This is a genomic window from Clostridium sp. MF28 (assembly GCF_002969175.1).
Taxonomy (GTDB): Bacteria; Bacillota; Clostridia; order Clostridiales; family Clostridiaceae; genus Clostridium; species Clostridium beijerinckii.
The window spans coordinates 3173182-3189292 of sequence record NZ_CP014331.1 but is presented as its reverse complement, the minus strand read 5'-3'; the positions used below and the strand labels follow the sequence as shown (position 1 = coordinate 3189292).

The following is a 16111-nucleotide window of genomic DNA, read 5'->3' as shown; positions in this document are numbered from 1 at the left end:
GCTTTATATCAAGATTACTAAACGTATATAGATATAATCCTTTAAAGTAATAAACTTAATATATATTTTAGCGGTATGAATTAGAAATAAAAAGGGGACACAACGGGGACATTTTATAAATATCACATTAAAATTAAGTTAGATTGAAAATATATACTTATACAATGAAATATAGTTAAATAGCGAGTTTAAGGCATGTCATTATAACTGAATAAATGTGAAAAAATGTATAGGTGGTATCCCGCTGGGAGTACCAATGTGCAAAGAAGAATGGCTTAACTGCAATGGTTAAGCCGTTTTTATTTATTAAAAAGGTGACGAAATGATGACCAAAAGTTTATTTGAAGTAAAAAGATGACTAAAAGTGACCACAAATTAGAGTTATTTATTATCATCATTAAGGGGTTTATATTTAAATATATTATCAAGTAATGCAGCAGTATTATCTCTCATATCATCCATGACATGAGTATAGGTGTCTAATGTTTCAGATATACTTTTATGTCCAAGTCTTTCAGATACCACTTTAATATTTTCACCTTCTCTTTTTAAATCATCAATAGATTTTCTATATTTGTGTATAGATTTAGTGAAATTCATTGATAGGTTTCTAGGATCACACATTGAACCTTCACGATCTAATACTAAAAAATCAGTATCAAGTGCATCACATTTAATTGATTTTAAATAATCAGTTAATATTTTAGGTAGAGTTATCTTTCTATGGCTTGTATCAGTCTTTAATATCTCTGAAAATACCAATATTTTTAATTCTCTATCATAAATAACCTGATTATTAACAGTTAGATACCTATCTTCGAAATCAATATCATACCATCTTATTCCACAGAGCTCTCCAACACGCAAGCCAGTAAATATTTCTATTAAAATTGGTGTGTAGAGGTATGAATCGTGAATCTTATCTAAATAAAAATCAATTTCCTCTTTAGTCCAAAACTCGACTTTAGGCTTATTCATAGGCTGCTTTTCTATGTCAGTAGGTAGGTTATATATTAACTTACTTTTTTGAGCATATTTTAAAACACCATTCACAGTTTCCATGATTTTTTTTACACTGGAAGGCTTGAGGCCTTCTCCTATAAGGCTATTATAAAAATCTTGAATGATTGCATTAGTAATTTTATTTAACTTGTATCCGCCCAATTTTGGCACTATGTGAGTATCAATTCTTGACTTATAATTTGTGCTTGGTATTTATGCTTATGTGTTTAGATTTATATTCGTCAAACCATTTTAATATATAATCCTTAAATAAGGTATTACCTTCAGTTGGAGCAATAAATCCTTTATTTCTTTTTGATAAGATTCCAGTAACCCATGCTTAAGCTTCTTTTTTAGTTTTAAAGCCTTGCTTTCTTTCAACGTTCTTTTTACCATTTGCGTATCCAAGGCTTACTGTAGCTCTCCAATTGGCTTTGATGGATTAAATTATATGAAGAAAAATAGATTTCATTAATGAGTTTTATCTAAAGTAAATACGAAATAGGTTTGGGATAATGGAGGGTGAACAATATCATAACTAAAGGTATAAATGTCAAGCTAGAAATGTAACTTTTTGATCATTTAAGAATGTGGTTTTTTAATCTTCTTCTTGTTTAAAATGATCTTTTAGTCTATATGATTTTCCATTGATTGTAACAACATGGGCGTGATGTAAAATTCTATCTAAGATAGCACTAGCTATAACAGGATCATAAAAAATATCATCCCAAGAGTTAAAATTTATGTTGGTAGTTAAGATAGTGCTTTTTTTCTCATACCTCATATCAATTAATTGGAAAAACAGTTTCGAATCTTCTTTATCTATAGGTAAATACCCCAATTCATCAATAATAAGAAGTTTATACTTACTAAAATGCTTAAGTCTAGCATCTAACCTATTCTCTAAATTTGCTCGTTTTAGCTGCTGCAGCAAATCATTACACTTAATGAAATATGTACTGTACCGGCGCTTCGCAGCCGCGATTCCTATAGATGTCGCAAGATGTGTTTTCCCAACTCCGCTAGAACCTAAAAATACAATATTTTCTTGTGATTCTAAAAAACGCAGTGTTAAAAAATCCAATATTTGATCTTTATTAATTCCAGGTTGAAAATTAAAGTCAAAATCTTTAATTTCCTTTTGATGTGGAAAAGCCCCAACCTTAACCATTGATTTAATCATATTGGCTTCTTTACAGTCGATCTCGTGAGCTGTAAGCTTAATTAAAGCATCAACAAAAGATAGATTGTTTTTTGTTGTAAAATCAATAACTTCGTCCAAATGAGTAATCATTTGCTTCATCTTCAAATATTCTAAATTATTTATGAGTTGTGTATATGTACTATTCATTTTGATATATTTCTCCTATCATTTTCAAATTATTTCTGGCTACTTCTATCATTTCATATGAATTTTTATTAAATGTTAAACCACTGATTTCAGCATAATGATCAGCATGATAATTTAACTTCTGATTTTTTATTCTATGAATAGTAACTAACTTTGTGCTATAATACACATGTAGTTGATCATCATAAACTTGAAGTTTTAGTTTTTTACCTATATATTCTGGTGGTACAGAATATTGGTTTGATTTATATGAAATCATACTTTGGCGATTTACTTTAACATTTGTGGTGATTATTTTGTGGTGATTTCTTATCTGTACTTTAGGCAGTTCTGATAAGAAATCTTTTTCTTTTTCTAAATGCAATATGGGTATTTTACCAGTTGATGTATGGCATGTACCATTAATTCTATTGTTTAAATCCGAAACAAGCTTATGCAGACCTTCATAATCTAAGGTTCCATTATAGGCCCTTATTTCGTCTAATAGTTTCATAGGAGCCTCAACTTTTGCTTTTGTATTCGGTCTTCCTGCTATGCAGGGACGGACCTTAAATCCATAGTCATCTGCAAATTGTTGAAATTTATTGTTTACTTTTCCCTTAGAATAAGTAGTTCGAGGGTTATCCATAACTGTTTTCATGTTATCTGTTAGTAATTCTTTTGGCACACCTCCAAAAGTTTCGAATGACTCATCTAAAAAAGATAGTAGTATATCTTGCGTTTTATCAATCGATAATTTATATACTCTAAACCTTGAGTATGAAAGGATTACCACAAAAATATTTATATTAATAATTTCACCTGTAGTCAAAACAAATTCTATATTTTCTTTCCAATCCAATTGTGCTTGTTGCCCTTTCTCCGTTTCATATCGCATAGGCGAAGCATTTGATATATGTCCTTTTTTCCTATTATTAAAGTACTCATTAAATTCTGAGTGATTAGAAATGTATCTTCTAAACGAAGATTGTGCGCAATCTAGTCCATGATTATCTTTTAGATATTGCCATAAAATACGTTTATAATAAAATACTTGAATTGAATCTTTGCTAAGAAGCTCTTTTATAATAGGCTCAAAAGCTTCTATTTTAGATTTGCATTTTCTAGTGGTAGGTTTGACATATCCATTTATATATTTGCCTACGGTTCGAGGATCAACTCCAAGTTCTCTAGCTATTTGGCTTTTATTTACTTTCAAATTGTTTACCTCCATAAGTGGCTTTAATTTATGAAGATCTTCTACCTTATTTATTTTAATTTCTGAATAAATGTTTGTTTGTATAATCATAATTACCCCCAATAAATATTGGGTAATTATAATTTATAAAAACTAATTTGTACATTCTTAAATGATCATTTCCTTACATTCTTATCTTATCATTTATATAAAGGATAAGTATACTTGATTTAATAAGAATATGCCATTGATAAGTATAAGAAAGACCATAAAAGAATTGCAATTAAAGCTTTGACGATAAAGAAGGAAACAATGGAGATTTTTTCAACGGTAATAATATTTAATACATTATACAAGTTAGTATTAATAATTTATCATTAAGAATAAGTGATAAATTTATATATGTATAAGTAAATTTGTAAGTAGAGTGCCTTTAATACTAGAATAACTAATGATTAAGGCACTTATGCTATTAATAAAGTATCATAATATAAGTATAGTTTAATAAATTTATTTAATACTAAAAAATACCTAAAATTAAATAAAATATACAGTTATCTTACTTAATATATATTTTAAGATATATATTCCAATAATCTTTTTCCTGTAAAAGATGAAGAACATTTTGTAATGCCACTAGGATATCCCATATATACAAGTTCTCCTCCATTAAAGCCCCCTAGTGGACCTAAATCAATAATCCAGTCAGCTTGGCACATTATACTTAAATTATGTTCTAATATTATAACTGTTTTTCCTTTATTAATTAATTTATTAAATAACTGTATCAATTTCTTTATATCTGACTCATGCAAGCCTGTGCTTGGTTCATCCAATATGTAAATTTCCCCAGCGTTATTTAAAAGAGTTACAGCAATTTTTAATCTTTGAAGTTCTCCACCTGACATTGTGTCAAGAGATTGACCGAGTTTAATATACCCTAGATTTACTTCAGAAATAGTATACAATATTTTATTTAGCTCTTTGTCAATAAAGACTGCCAAAGCTTCATCAACAGAGAGGTTAAGGATATCACTTATTGTATATGAACTGTACTTATAATTTAATATTTCTTGTTTGTATCTTGTTCCATCACATAATTCGCAAGTTTCTTCAACATCATCCATAAAAGCTAAATCTGTTTTTATTATACCTTTTCCTTTACACAAAGGACATGCACCTTCTCCAATAAAGCTGAATAGTGAAGGTGATTTACTATTTGCTTTACCAAAGATAGCTCTAATTTTATCAAAAAAGCCCATGTATGTTGCGAGTATTGAGCGAGAAGAGGTATGGACTCTTTTTTGGTCTAAGAGTATGCTGTTTGGATACTTGTCAAGGAAAAGACGTGTAATCAATGTACTTTTACCTGAACCGGCTACTCCAGTTACAACTGTTAAGGCATTTCTAGGTATTTTTATAGAAATATTTTTCAAATTAAACATATTTGCATTATTAAGCTCGTAGAATTCGTGAAGCTCCTTATTTTCTGTAATTATTTCATGTTTATTACATAAAGCATTTCCAGTGGTAGTATCACTATTTAAGAGCTGCTTATATGTACCTTCAAAAGTAATTTCTCCACCTTTAACTCCTGATTCAGGCCCCATGTCAATAATGTGATCTGCTATATTTATTACATCAGGATCATGTTCCACAATTATAACTGTATTTCCTTTTTCTTTAAGCCCTTTGAATATATTATTTATACCAGTTATATCATGAGGATGTAATCCAATGCTGGGTTCATCGAATATATAGAGAACATCACTCAGACTGCTGTTTAAATGTTTTGACATTTTAATTCGCTGAGATTCACCACCAGATAAAGTATTAGTTGTACGATTCAATGTAAGATAATTTAATCCCACTTCCTCTAATGTAAGTAAACGCTTTAGAATATCATCAATAACTGTTTGAACTTTTGGCTCATGGACTAATTGAAGAAAAGACTTCAATTCACTTATTGACATATCAGTACAATCACCAATTGACTTTTCATTGATTTTGCAGGACAAAATAGTATCATTAAGACGTTTTCCATTACAATGAGGACAGATTTGTTCATCAACAAGCTGCTCAAGCTCTTTTTTATATTGCTTTTGATTTTTTTCTAAGAATGAGTTTCTGATTCTTGGAATAAGGCCAATATATTTTGCTGTCTTATGCCAATTACTTGTAGGATTATCAGGAGCTTTTTCTTCTTCATAAAGTAGAGTATTAAGTTCTAAATCTGAGTAATCTTTAATTGGTTTTTCAATATCAAAATAACCAGACTCTGTATAACGGCTTAATCTCCAGCCTCCGGGTTGAAATGTTGGAAACTTAATAGCACCATCATTTAAGCTTTTGTCAAAGTCTATTAATCTATGAGTATCAATATCTTTAATTACTCCTAATCCTTGGCAATAAGTACACATACCATTTGTATTATTAAAAGAAAAATTCATTGAGTAGCCAACAAAAGGTTTCCCTATTCTAGAAAATAGAAGGCGCAGTAAGGTATATATATCAGTGACGGTACCAACTGTTGAACGTGCATTTCCACCTATTTTCTTTTGGTCTATAATTATAGAAACAGGAAGATTGTTGATTTTTTCAACGTTAGGTCTGCCATAGTGAGGTAATAATTGTTGAACATAAGCGGAATATGTATCATTTAACATCCTTTGAGATTCAGCAGCTAAGGTATCGAGGATTAGAGAAGACTTCCCTGAACCAGATAAACCTGTAATTATTGTGATTTTATTCTTAGGTATATTTATAGATATATCCTTAAGATTATTTTCATTTGCATGGAAGATTTCAATCATTTCTTTTGACATATTAGCGCCTTCTCTCTTCAAAAACACTGCTCACTTTTAGGCATAGCTCAGCAAAAAGTTTTTGTTCACTTGGAGTTAAGGCAGAGGATGCAATTTTAGCTAAATGTTCATGACCTTTTTTTATTTCTTTTAAAAACTTGAAACCTTTATCTGTTAATGCTGTCAAAAGTGCCCTTGCATCGGAATCACTTTTTTCTTGTTTTACATATCCCTTATCTTTAAGAGCTTTTAATCCCTTAGATATTTTAGAACGTGAAACACTTAAATTAATGCTTAATTCTGCAGGGCGACTTCCATTTGTGTGATATAAGGATTCTAATAAATCATATTGAAACCAAGAAATATTCTCTGTATTTATCGTATTCCTTTCGGCAACAAGTTCACATTGAAGTCTCGATAATCCCTCTTCTAATTTAGAAGTATATAATTGTTTGTTCATAAAGTAAGTATCTCCTTAATATTTATAAAAGTAGTTTCTTTATGGAAATTATTTTAACATTTTTGCAAAATGATTGCAATATGGAAACTATTTTTAGGATAACAATAGTAAATCAATATAGATGAACATAGTTGAATATGTTTGACGTATCATGTTGTGAGTACCATAAAAAACCTGCAGTTAATTGAATGAATAAGCTGCAGGTTTTTAGTATATTTATGATAAGATAAATATTAAGTCAATAGTGCAATGATGGTGCAGTAGATTGCACCAATTATAGAAAATAATAAGTCACAATGAAAAATGGAACTGACAAAATTGCTTAAATACTAATATTTACAGAATAATGTATACTAAATAGAAAATGAGTTAATCGAATCCAGAAATCGTGAGTTGTAAAAGCATCTATATAGATATAGGTGCTTTATTTTATGTGAAGTTTTGTATATATTGCATATACAAGCAATACAATTATTTTTTAATATTCTTGTTCTATTAAAGTTTATATGGTAATAGTAGTACAAATGTCATATGAACAGCATAAAAAAGAATATTACACTATAAATTTAAGACATATCAAATAAATTATGATTGGATATCTATATAAACGCCATACAAAAGTACTTAAGTGTAATATGATTAATAAAAATATATACAGATATGGGGGAGTAATGATGAATTATTTTAAGAATTAGTTTGTTATAACATATTTCTATGATTCTATATTTTTTTACTTAAGAATTTACTACTTTTTTGGCACCATGAAATAAAATAAGTATCTAATTGAATATTAAAAAAAAGAGTGCTATACTTTTTGCATAGGGTACTGTGGTACTTTATTTGAAAATCCCTGAAATATATATAAGTGATCCTCGGCTCATTAACTGTATCAGTCATTGTATTTATTGGTGTTTATATCAATATATTATGGTGGAATTATGTTGATTCAAATGAGAAAAATGACATTCGCAAATGAATTGGAACAATTATAACAAGAGCAGATAATCATAATAAGATTTCACTTTCGTTAAATACTACTTCTGAAAAGGCATTAAATTTATCATCCTTGATAATCATAAATGAGATAGTATTGTGTGGAAGGCCTGTAGAAGAGAACGTTTATTGAAGCAGATCGGAGGTGCAAAAGTGCAAAAAAAGATATTAGTTATAGATGACGATAAAGATATAGTAAAACTTATAACAAAGAGTTTAAGCTATGAAGGATTTGAAACTATTTCGGCATATTCTGGGAAAGAAGCCTTATGTGTATTGAAAGAAAATAATATTGATTTCATCATTCTTGATATAATGATGCCTGATATGGATGGCCTTGATGTCTGCAGAAGCATCAGAAAATCTTATAATGCTCCAATTCTGTTTTTAAGCGCCCGGGATAAGGATATTGATAAAATCGTTGGGCTCGAAATAGGGGCAGATGATTATATGACAAAGCCCTTTAGTATTCAGGAGCTTAATTCCAGGATAAGGGCCAACTTCAGGAAAGTCGACAGGCTGTTTAAAGAGTGGAATGAACTTAGTCCAAATAGAGAAAAGATTGATTCTCCTCTCATTTTGAATGATAAGACTTTTGAAGCATTTCTAAATAACAAAAAGCTTAACTTATCAACAAAGGAATTTCAAATATTGTCCATGCTCATGCATAACCCCAATAATGTATTGACTCGTGAGCGGATATATGAATATGTCTGGGGAGACGAATACGGAGAATTAAATACTGTAACGGTTCATATAAAAAATATCCGTAAGAAACTTGGTCCTGAATATGATTTTATTAAAACAATTTGGGGAATTGGATATAAGTACAAGGAAAGAGAGTGATAATATGAAACTGAAAATAAAGCTTCCTTTACTATTTCTGGTTATGTTTATAGTTTTTATGGCTTCAATTGGAATCTATTTGAAGTTTATCTTTGCAGAATATTCACCTATATCTAGTTCATTACTGGATCCATCATATATAGTATTACTCCTTCCCATATTTGCTATTGCCTGTTTCATCTTTATTATTTTAATTATGTATATCCATTTTTGTATAGAAGAACCAATAAGATTACTTAATTCCAGACTAGAAAGAATAAATATTGTGCATCCATTGCCGCCACTTGCGCTAAGGAGTAATGATGAAATTGGAGACCTTTATAATCATTTTAATAATATGGAAAAGAGGCTCCAACTAGCACATAAAGAGCAAATGGATATGATTGCTGCCATTGCTCATGATCTAAAAGCACCATTAACATCTATTAATGGTTTTGCTGAACTGTTAGCCATGCAAAAGGGTCTACCAGAAAATGAAAAGCAGGAATATTATGAGTTGATTCAAAAAAAGTCAAAATATATGGCTGAACTTATCAACGACTTTGTAAGCTTCATCAAAGAGAAACTGAATTTAGAATCCATGACCGTGAAACCCGTTAATGCATCAAAATTATTTGAGAACATTGCCCTAGAATATGAACATGAGCTATCAGGATTTGACTATGAGCTTATTTACAAACATTTATTTAAGGAAAATATGATGCTTATGGTCAATGAGATTATGATAGGTCGAGTCTTTGGTAATCTATTCAGTAATGTTGTAAGATATGGAGGAAAAAATGAGTTGAAAGTGTATATGACTGGATACTCACAAGGGGCTTATGCCTATTTTGAAATTGAGGATAATGGGATTGGAGTACCGGATAAGGATATATCTTCACTATTTCTTAAATTTTTCACTGTGGATAAATCCAGGCAAATTGAAAATGGTGGGATAGGACTTGGACTAGCAAGCTGTAAATCAATTATTGAATATCATGGTGGAGAAATCTATGCATATTCTTCTGAATATGGTGGCCTGGGTATAAAGTTCAGCCTTCCACTTGTACAATACTAATTTTATTTCTCTAAAATAAATTAAAGGTCACTGTTGGTTGAACGTAGAGAACACCGGCAGTGGCTTTTTTGCTTCCTAATACTTTATAATTTTTTACATTCTCTTTATAAAGATTTATTTTCCTTTTAGGGCAGCTTTATTTTTATATCGTAAAATTTACTTGTAGCTTAAAAACTACAAGTAAATTGATAGGAGGAAATGATATGGTAGAGAATCAAGTTCGTGGCACGGACATAGATAGGTGCCGCTATTTCGAAACATGTACTCTTATGCTTAATCAGAGAAGGATGGAAGTAATAAATATAACTAGAGAAGGAGGATACTGCAATGTCAATTGAATTTAGCCGTTGGCCAAACAACTATATGATGTCATATCAAGTAACTAAAGCTCTAGGTTTGGCAAGTCTTGGTGCTGCTGACGTCACCGAAATTTATGAAGCATGCAAAAAAATAGATCCAAATGATAAGGAAACATGGCATAGGGAATGGCTCATAACAGCAGATGCTTTGGAAAGGCATGGTAAGGAGGCAGAAGCGGTTGGAAACTGGTATACAGCACGTAACTGTTACATTCGTGCTTGCAATTACCACCGAATCGCTGAATATGCTGTGATGGATAATGATGCCGAGAAACTCCGTATATTTAGGAAAGTAAATGAACTCTTTGAAGCTGCTGGAAAGTACTTTGATGTAAAACCAGAGAAAATCCAAGTAGATTATGAGGATGTCAAGTTGGATGGGTACTTTTTCTCACCTCCTTGGATAAAAGGTCCGAAGCCCACAATTTTGGCCCTCAATGGTGGTGATGAGTGGTCAATTGAGAACTATTTCTGGTTAGGACCTGCCTTTATTTCGTGTGGATATAACTTTATGGTCTATGATCAGCCTGGAACTGGTCTTTCAATGTACGAAAAAGGAAAGGGCAGAAGAGCTGACAGCGAGGCTTTTCATTCAAGAGCAATTGACTTTCTTCTAACTAGACCGGAAGTGGATCCTAACAAGATTATTGTTCATGGTGAGAGTTTTGCGGCATATGACTCCCTTAGATTTGCTGCATTCGACAACAGGATTGCTGCCGTCATCTCTGACGGAGGAACCCACGCGTTCGACTGGGAGGCAATGCTAAAATGGATGCCACCAAGTTTAGCTGCTCACGGCATGAGAATTTTGGGTGCAAGAAGCTTGGATGACTTTGCTGGAAATCCTCGTTTTGCCTACAATCTTGAGGGCGTGCTTCACCAGATAGAATGCCCACTTCTTGTGATGCACGGTGCGGAAGAGATATTGGTTCAGCCCAATCCGCTAACACAAGCTCTTAAAAATTACGAGCAGGCTGGTTCGAAAAACAAGACGTTCTTCGCCATAGAGGATAGAAGACTTGGCGGATTAGAACACTGCCAGGTAGACAACATAAATGTGCTGCATGAGGTAGTACTGAATTGGCTTTGTTCTATTGGTCTTGGACCTTCTGCACCTAGACCAAGTGATTTCTAGGATATTTTTAAGTTAATCAGAAGGTGGAGCTTATGAAACTTACATTTATACAGGTGGAACCGTGCTTGTTAGAAAGCATATAGCGAGATATTTTAATTTAAGGATACGGAAGATATTAAAGAAAATTTAGATGATTATTTTAAAGAATTAACTTATGTAGTAGTAGGATAGCCATTTGCCACTGTATTTAAAATATAATGATGATGAAATTCCTGTTAAGATAATTGGAATTAATGGAAAGCCTGGAACTGGAATAAAGAAAGCAATGATCACTTGTTTTTATTTAGTTCATGTTAAGTTAATTATAAATAAGGTATATCATATGCCAATTTTTAAAATTCATGATAAATTAGAAAATATTGATTTAATGGAGTTAAGTAATATCGTTAAGGAGACACGTAACTTTGAGGGCCAGTACATATTTCTAATTCTGAATGATGGAATTGAGAAACTTGGAATAAAAGGAATACTTAGAGTAATAGGAATTTGAGTATTCCTTTTTCTATTTTGAAGAGGTACTAACGATGATGAAATTATATATATAAAAGAATTTGGATCCAGAAATGTAAAAGCGATGAGGAATCAAGAGATAGTGTTTTTCTCTCAAATCTACCAACAAGCTATTTCAATATATGTAATTATTTGTATGGAATAGAAATTAGGTGTATAATTTAATATTATTTACAACAAGAAAGGGGGCTGTCAATAAAAAACGAATGATAACAGAAGATCATTTTTAATTATTATTAAAAGTGGACTTGCAGTGATATCAAAAAAATGAAAAGTTATGTGGGAGGAATAAGATAATGAAAAAAATAAAAGTAGGTTTTCGAAATAAAAAATCTAAAAGTTTACTTATTGGAGCAATTGCACTTATTTCAGTAATTACTGCAGGTAATTGCCAATATTCTAGTGCTGCAGTAGTTAATAATACATCTGCAATTCAAGATGCTAGCGGAAATTCTGTTTCAGAAAAAGAAAATTATTCAATACCTGAAAAATCTAAAATAGTGATTGGAAAAACTGTTGAAGATAAGGGAATTAAGGTTACTCTATCTGATTGTTATGCAGATACTCATATGCTTACTTTTACAACACATTTGGATAGTAGAGAAAGAGGTGATTATGCACAAGAGTTGAAACCAAGTATATCTATTAATGGAAAGATAATGAATAATGAAACAAATGAATTTAAGTACGATTACATCCATAACGATGATGGAACTTGTGATATAGTGACACATATTTACTTAGACAATATAGATACAAGTCAAAATTTAAATATTTTAATAGATTATGATAGGATAGGGGTAACTAGTACATCCAATATTGACTCGTATGTAACAGGGAATTGGAAATTCAATTTTGCAATTGGCGCATCTCAAATAGACAAGCCGATTTTAGCCAAGGATATTAATCAGACTCTAGTAATAGATGGCCATGAACTATATGTGCACAATATAAAAATATTCCCATACAGAATTGAATTTACAGGAGGCAGTGATATCGATAGTTTTAGTGATACTACAGATATGGCATCATGGGAACTTACGGATGATAAAGGAAATAAGATTAAGGAATCAGATGGTCATGGATCTGATAAAAGTATAATGTTAAATTATTTTGTTGACACAACTGATATGAGAAGTGTAACGATAATCCCAAGAACTTCTTTTAACAACCCTGATACAGCATATCCTAGAAAATTTCCTACTATTAGCAATTATGATAAAGCCATTACAATAAATATAAGATAATAAGTAAAAGAAATACTTAAAGTAATAAGAACTTTAAGTATTTCTTTACTTATGTAGGAGAATTATCATGAGAAAAAGATTAAGTATATTATTGAAAATACTTTAGATTTGGATTATATAAATAGACTAATTTCGCAGTGAGGAATATCCAGCGTTCATATAAGTTAATAATATGTTTTTCATATTTTGATACTAAGAATATAAATAAACTTCGAGTAGTATGTTTCTATATCTATAATTACATATAGATTAAGAAGTTATATTCTAAGTAGATAAAATAAAATTTTTGTAAATTAAATGTTGTGTATATTGTATAAACAAGCAATACAGTACATATTTTTCTAGGTAAGATTAAGGATATTTGGACTTTGTATAAGGTAATTGATGTATAAAAACCATACTAATGACATAAAAAAGAATACTGAAATAAGTATTACGTTTGGATAAGCAATTTATAAGTAGATTATATTACAAATGCCATATAAAAGTATTTGAATAGAATATAAGAACAAGAAAGTAGTTATGACAACATATATAATAGTGTGCTAAGATTGAATAATAAGATAGTAATGTATTACAATAATGTTATTGCAACTATTGAAATCGTATAATAATTAGAGGATGATTAAAAATGAAAGTTGATCTAAGCAAAATTGTTAATAATAAAAAAATCACACCGATAGAAGAACAAGTATTAGAATATATAATCAATAATATTGATAGTGTAATGGATCTTGGCGTTAGAGGGGTTGCTGCCGAAAACTACACATCTACATCAACTATTATGAGACTTTCAAAAAAATTAGGTTTTACAGGATTTATAGATATGATTTATAATATAACACCACTAATAGATGGTGGTGGCACGGGAATTATAGAAGAGTCAGAAGCATTAATAGGTACTGATATTAAGTTTTTATCTAAATATACAGATGAGGAAAATGTAAAAAGGTTTATAGAAATATTAGCAAGTGGAACCAAAAAGTATATTTTTATTTATGCAAGAGGCTACTCTGAAATCACTGGAGAATACTTTAACAAAAAGCTGCTTGGGGTAGGGATAAAGAGCATATTAATAGATTCTAAGGGGAGTTTTGAAAATAATCTAGAAGACATGGAAACATTAATAGTAATATCAAAGTCTGGAGAGACTAAAGAAGTATTAGATAAGGTTCAAGTGGCGAAGAAGAAAAATAAAGTAGTAATTTCCTTCACAAAGGAAGTAGAAAACAGTATTTCAGCTCTTTCGGATATTTCATTTAAGATATTTGATATGCATAAATTAGATGACAGTAATGTGCTGCCTAACTCGTTTTTTGCAAATATGCTTATGTTTATGGAATACTTAATCTACAGATATTATCAAGAAACAAGAAAAGAAAATAAATAGTCAAATTAAGAAACCTGTTATCTTTTAAGCTAACAGGTTTCTTAATGCTTGCAATCTATTTCAATTAAATGAAAACGTATATATAATGAGCCTATGGATGACACAATAATTGATAAGAGGTGGAATATATGAAGGATAAAATTATGAATGCTATGCAAAGATTTTCTAAGGCTATGTTTATTCCAGTATTAATACTTCCGATTGTAGGTATATTAATAGCTTTTGGAAATATTCTCACAAATACCAAATTAGCAGAATATGCACCGTTCTTAAAGAATAGTGTGATATTTGGATTTGGAAAAATATTATCAGGATCCTTGGTTCCTATACTATCAAACCTTGGAATAATATTCTGTGTTGGTTTAGCTGTAGGACTTGCGAAAGAGAAAAAAGCAGAATCAGGTTTCACATCAGTATTAGTATATTTAATATTTAATAATGCCATGAATATTTTCTTGAGTTTATCAGGGAAGTTAGTAAATCCAGATAATTTAAGAGGTTCTGGTCAGGCGATTGTACTAGGGACTCAAGTTTTGGATATGGGAGTTTTTTTAGGAATAATTTTAGGTATAGTGGTAGCGTATTTTCATAATAAATATTGCAAGAAAGAATTTAATGGAGCATTTCAAATATATGGGGGTTCAAGATTAGTATTCTTAATATTAATTCCAGTAGTTGTTGTATTAGCTGTTATACTTTCTTATGTTTGGCCATCAGTACAGTGGGGAATATCAAGTTTAGGATATTACATACAAAAGAGTGGTAATTTTGGAGTATTTATGTATGGAACACTAGAAAGACTTTTAATACCAACAGGATTGCATCACTTGGTATATACTCCATTCTTATATAGTCAGCTTGGAGGAATAGAGACTATAGGGGGAAAGGCGATAGAAGGAGCAAGAAACATTTATTTTGCACAAATTGCAGATCCTTCAATTAAAGTTTTATCCAGTACAGTTATATGGGATGCTAGAGGATTATCAAAGATGTTTGGATTAGTAGGAGCGTGTTTAGCACTTTATCACACAGCTGATGCTGATAAGAAAAAGAAGGCTAGAGCGATTCTTATACCAGCAGCAGTAACTTCAATAATAGCAGGTGTTACAGAACCTATAGAATTTTCATTCTTATTTACAGCACCAATATTATTTGGAGTACATGCAGTTTTAAGCGGTCTTGGAATGGTAGCTTTAAATATATTAAACGTAAGGGCTATAGCACCTAATGGATTTATAGATTTCTTACTTTATAATTTACCATTAGGTATAGAGAAAACAGGTTGGCCAATGTTTATTTTAGTAGGTGTAGTGCAATTCACAGTTTACTATGTAATATTTAGATTTCTAATAGTTAAGCTTAACTTAAAGACTACTGGAAGAGAAGAAAGTAATGAAGAAGTTAAACTTTATACTAAGCAAGATTATAAGGATAAAGTAACAGGAGGCCAAGGGTCTGGAGATAAAGAATCAACATCAGGAAATGAAGCACTTGTAATAATAGAGGCCCTAGGAGGAAAGGAAAATATTAAAAAAGTAGATAACTGTTTCACAAGACTAAGATTAATCCTTGATGACACATCAAAAGTTGATGAAGCTACATTAAAGGGAACAGGAGCTACAGGAGTAGTTAAAAAAGGAGAAAATGTTCAAGTAATTTATGGATTACATGTAACTAGAATAAGATCGATAGTGGATGAAGCACTAGGAATTGTAGGAGAATAATAATATAAATCGTAGAAATATTTGAAGAATAGTATAAATTAAAGGAAAGAGGTAAT

At 30.6% G+C, this 16111-nt stretch carries 12 protein-coding genes and 1 pseudogene; 8 read left to right on the top strand and 5 right to left on the bottom strand.

The window, feature by feature from the left end; genetic code table 11:
• Positions 1–381: 381 nt before the first annotated feature.
• From AXY43_RS13555 to AXY43_RS13535, 5 genes and pseudogenes are all read right to left on the bottom strand, one after another.
• Positions 382–1469, bottom strand: a pseudogene (locus tag AXY43_RS13555) (tyrosine-type recombinase/integrase).
• A gap of 131 nt (positions 1470–1600) precedes the next feature.
• Positions 1601–2353 carry an IS21-like element helper ATPase IstB gene (istB, locus tag AXY43_RS13550; RefSeq protein ID WP_078114545.1) on the bottom strand — a complete coding sequence of 251 codons (753 nt, stop codon included), beginning with the start codon at positions 2351–2353 and terminating at the stop codon, positions 1601–1603.
• Complete coding sequence (gene istA, locus AXY43_RS13545; RefSeq protein ID WP_077857071.1) at positions 2346–3641, bottom strand: IS21 family transposase; 1296 nt, start codon at positions 3639–3641, stop codon at positions 2346–2348. Before istA ends, istB begins: the two co-directional genes overlap by 8 nt.
• Positions 3642–4105: 464 nt before the next feature.
• Positions 4106–6355, bottom strand: a complete 2250-nt coding sequence (locus tag AXY43_RS13540) for an ATP-binding cassette domain-containing protein (RefSeq protein ID WP_077855401.1) — start codon at positions 6353–6355, stop codon at positions 4106–4108.
• Position 6356: 1 nt separating this feature from the next.
• On the bottom strand, positions 6357–6794 hold the full coding sequence (locus AXY43_RS13535; RefSeq protein WP_077855402.1) for a MarR family winged helix-turn-helix transcriptional regulator: 438 nt from the start codon (positions 6792–6794) through the stop codon (positions 6357–6359).
• A gap of 1146 nt (positions 6795–7940) precedes the next feature.
• On the opposite strand from AXY43_RS13535, the gene AXY43_RS13530 reads away from it, so the two are divergent.
• From AXY43_RS13530 to AXY43_RS13495, 8 genes are all read left to right on the top strand, one after another.
• Complete coding sequence (locus AXY43_RS13530) at positions 7941–8633, top strand: response regulator transcription factor (RefSeq protein ID WP_023974945.1); 693 nt, start codon at positions 7941–7943, stop codon at positions 8631–8633.
• A gap of 4 nt (positions 8634–8637) precedes the next feature.
• The gene (locus AXY43_RS13525; RefSeq protein ID WP_023974944.1) at positions 8638–9690 is read left to right on the top strand and encodes a HAMP domain-containing sensor histidine kinase; all 1053 of its coding nucleotides are present in this window, start codon (positions 8638–8640) and stop codon (positions 9688–9690) included.
• Between the two features lie 203 nt (positions 9691–9893).
• The gene (locus AXY43_RS13520) at positions 9894–10028 is read left to right on the top strand and encodes a hypothetical protein (RefSeq protein ID WP_017212322.1); all 135 of its coding nucleotides are present in this window, start codon (positions 9894–9896) and stop codon (positions 10026–10028) included.
• On the top strand, positions 10018–11184 hold the full coding sequence (locus AXY43_RS13515; RefSeq protein ID WP_039773956.1) for an alpha/beta hydrolase family protein: 1167 nt from the start codon (positions 10018–10020) through the stop codon (positions 11182–11184). Before AXY43_RS13520 ends, AXY43_RS13515 begins: the two co-directional genes overlap by 11 nt.
• A gap of 175 nt (positions 11185–11359) precedes the next feature.
• The gene (locus AXY43_RS13510) at positions 11360–11674 is read left to right on the top strand and encodes a DUF2326 domain-containing protein (protein ID WP_105411664.1); all 315 of its coding nucleotides are present in this window, start codon (positions 11360–11362) and stop codon (positions 11672–11674) included.
• 316 nt (positions 11675–11990) lie between these two features.
• Complete coding sequence (locus AXY43_RS13505) at positions 11991–12941, top strand: DUF4179 domain-containing protein (RefSeq protein WP_077830645.1); 951 nt, start codon at positions 11991–11993, stop codon at positions 12939–12941.
• 631 nt (positions 12942–13572) lie between these two features.
• Positions 13573–14331 carry a MurR/RpiR family transcriptional regulator gene (locus tag AXY43_RS13500; RefSeq protein WP_012061169.1) on the top strand — a complete coding sequence of 253 codons (759 nt, stop codon included), beginning with the start codon at positions 13573–13575 and terminating at the stop codon, positions 14329–14331.
• A 128-nt stretch (positions 14332–14459) separates the two neighbouring features.
• A complete protein-coding gene (locus tag AXY43_RS13495; RefSeq protein WP_023974938.1) occupies positions 14460–16055 on the top strand; it encodes a PTS transporter subunit EIIC in 1596 nt (531 codons plus the stop codon).
• Positions 16056–16111 lie beyond the last annotated feature (56 nt).

Bases quoted from the DNA above. Each gene is read 5' to 3' on its own strand.
- istB (WP_078114545.1), bottom strand. From the start codon at position 2,353: ATGAATAGTACATATACACAACTCATAAATAATTTAGAATATTTGAAG.
- istA (WP_077857071.1), bottom strand. From the start codon at position 3,641: ATGATTATACAAACAAACATTTATTCAGAAATTAAAATAAATAAGGTA.
- AXY43_RS13540 (WP_077855401.1), bottom strand. From the start codon at position 6,355: ATGTCAAAAGAAATGATTGAAATCTTCCATGCAAATGAAAATAATCTT.
- AXY43_RS13535 (WP_077855402.1), bottom strand. From the start codon at position 6,794: ATGAACAAACAATTATATACTTCTAAATTAGAAGAGGGATTATCGAGA.
- AXY43_RS13525 (WP_023974944.1), top strand. From the start codon at position 8,638: ATGAAACTGAAAATAAAGCTTCCTTTACTATTTCTGGTTATGTTTATA.
- AXY43_RS13520 (WP_017212322.1), top strand. From the start codon at position 9,894: ATGGTAGAGAATCAAGTTCGTGGCACGGACATAGATAGGTGCCGCTAT.
- AXY43_RS13515 (WP_039773956.1), top strand. From the start codon at position 10,018: ATGTCAATTGAATTTAGCCGTTGGCCAAACAACTATATGATGTCATAT.
- AXY43_RS13505 (WP_077830645.1), top strand. From the start codon at position 11,991: ATGAAAAAAATAAAAGTAGGTTTTCGAAATAAAAAATCTAAAAGTTTA.
- AXY43_RS13500 (WP_012061169.1), top strand. From the start codon at position 13,573: ATGAAAGTTGATCTAAGCAAAATTGTTAATAATAAAAAAATCACACCG.
- AXY43_RS13495 (WP_023974938.1), top strand. From the start codon at position 14,460: ATGAAGGATAAAATTATGAATGCTATGCAAAGATTTTCTAAGGCTATG.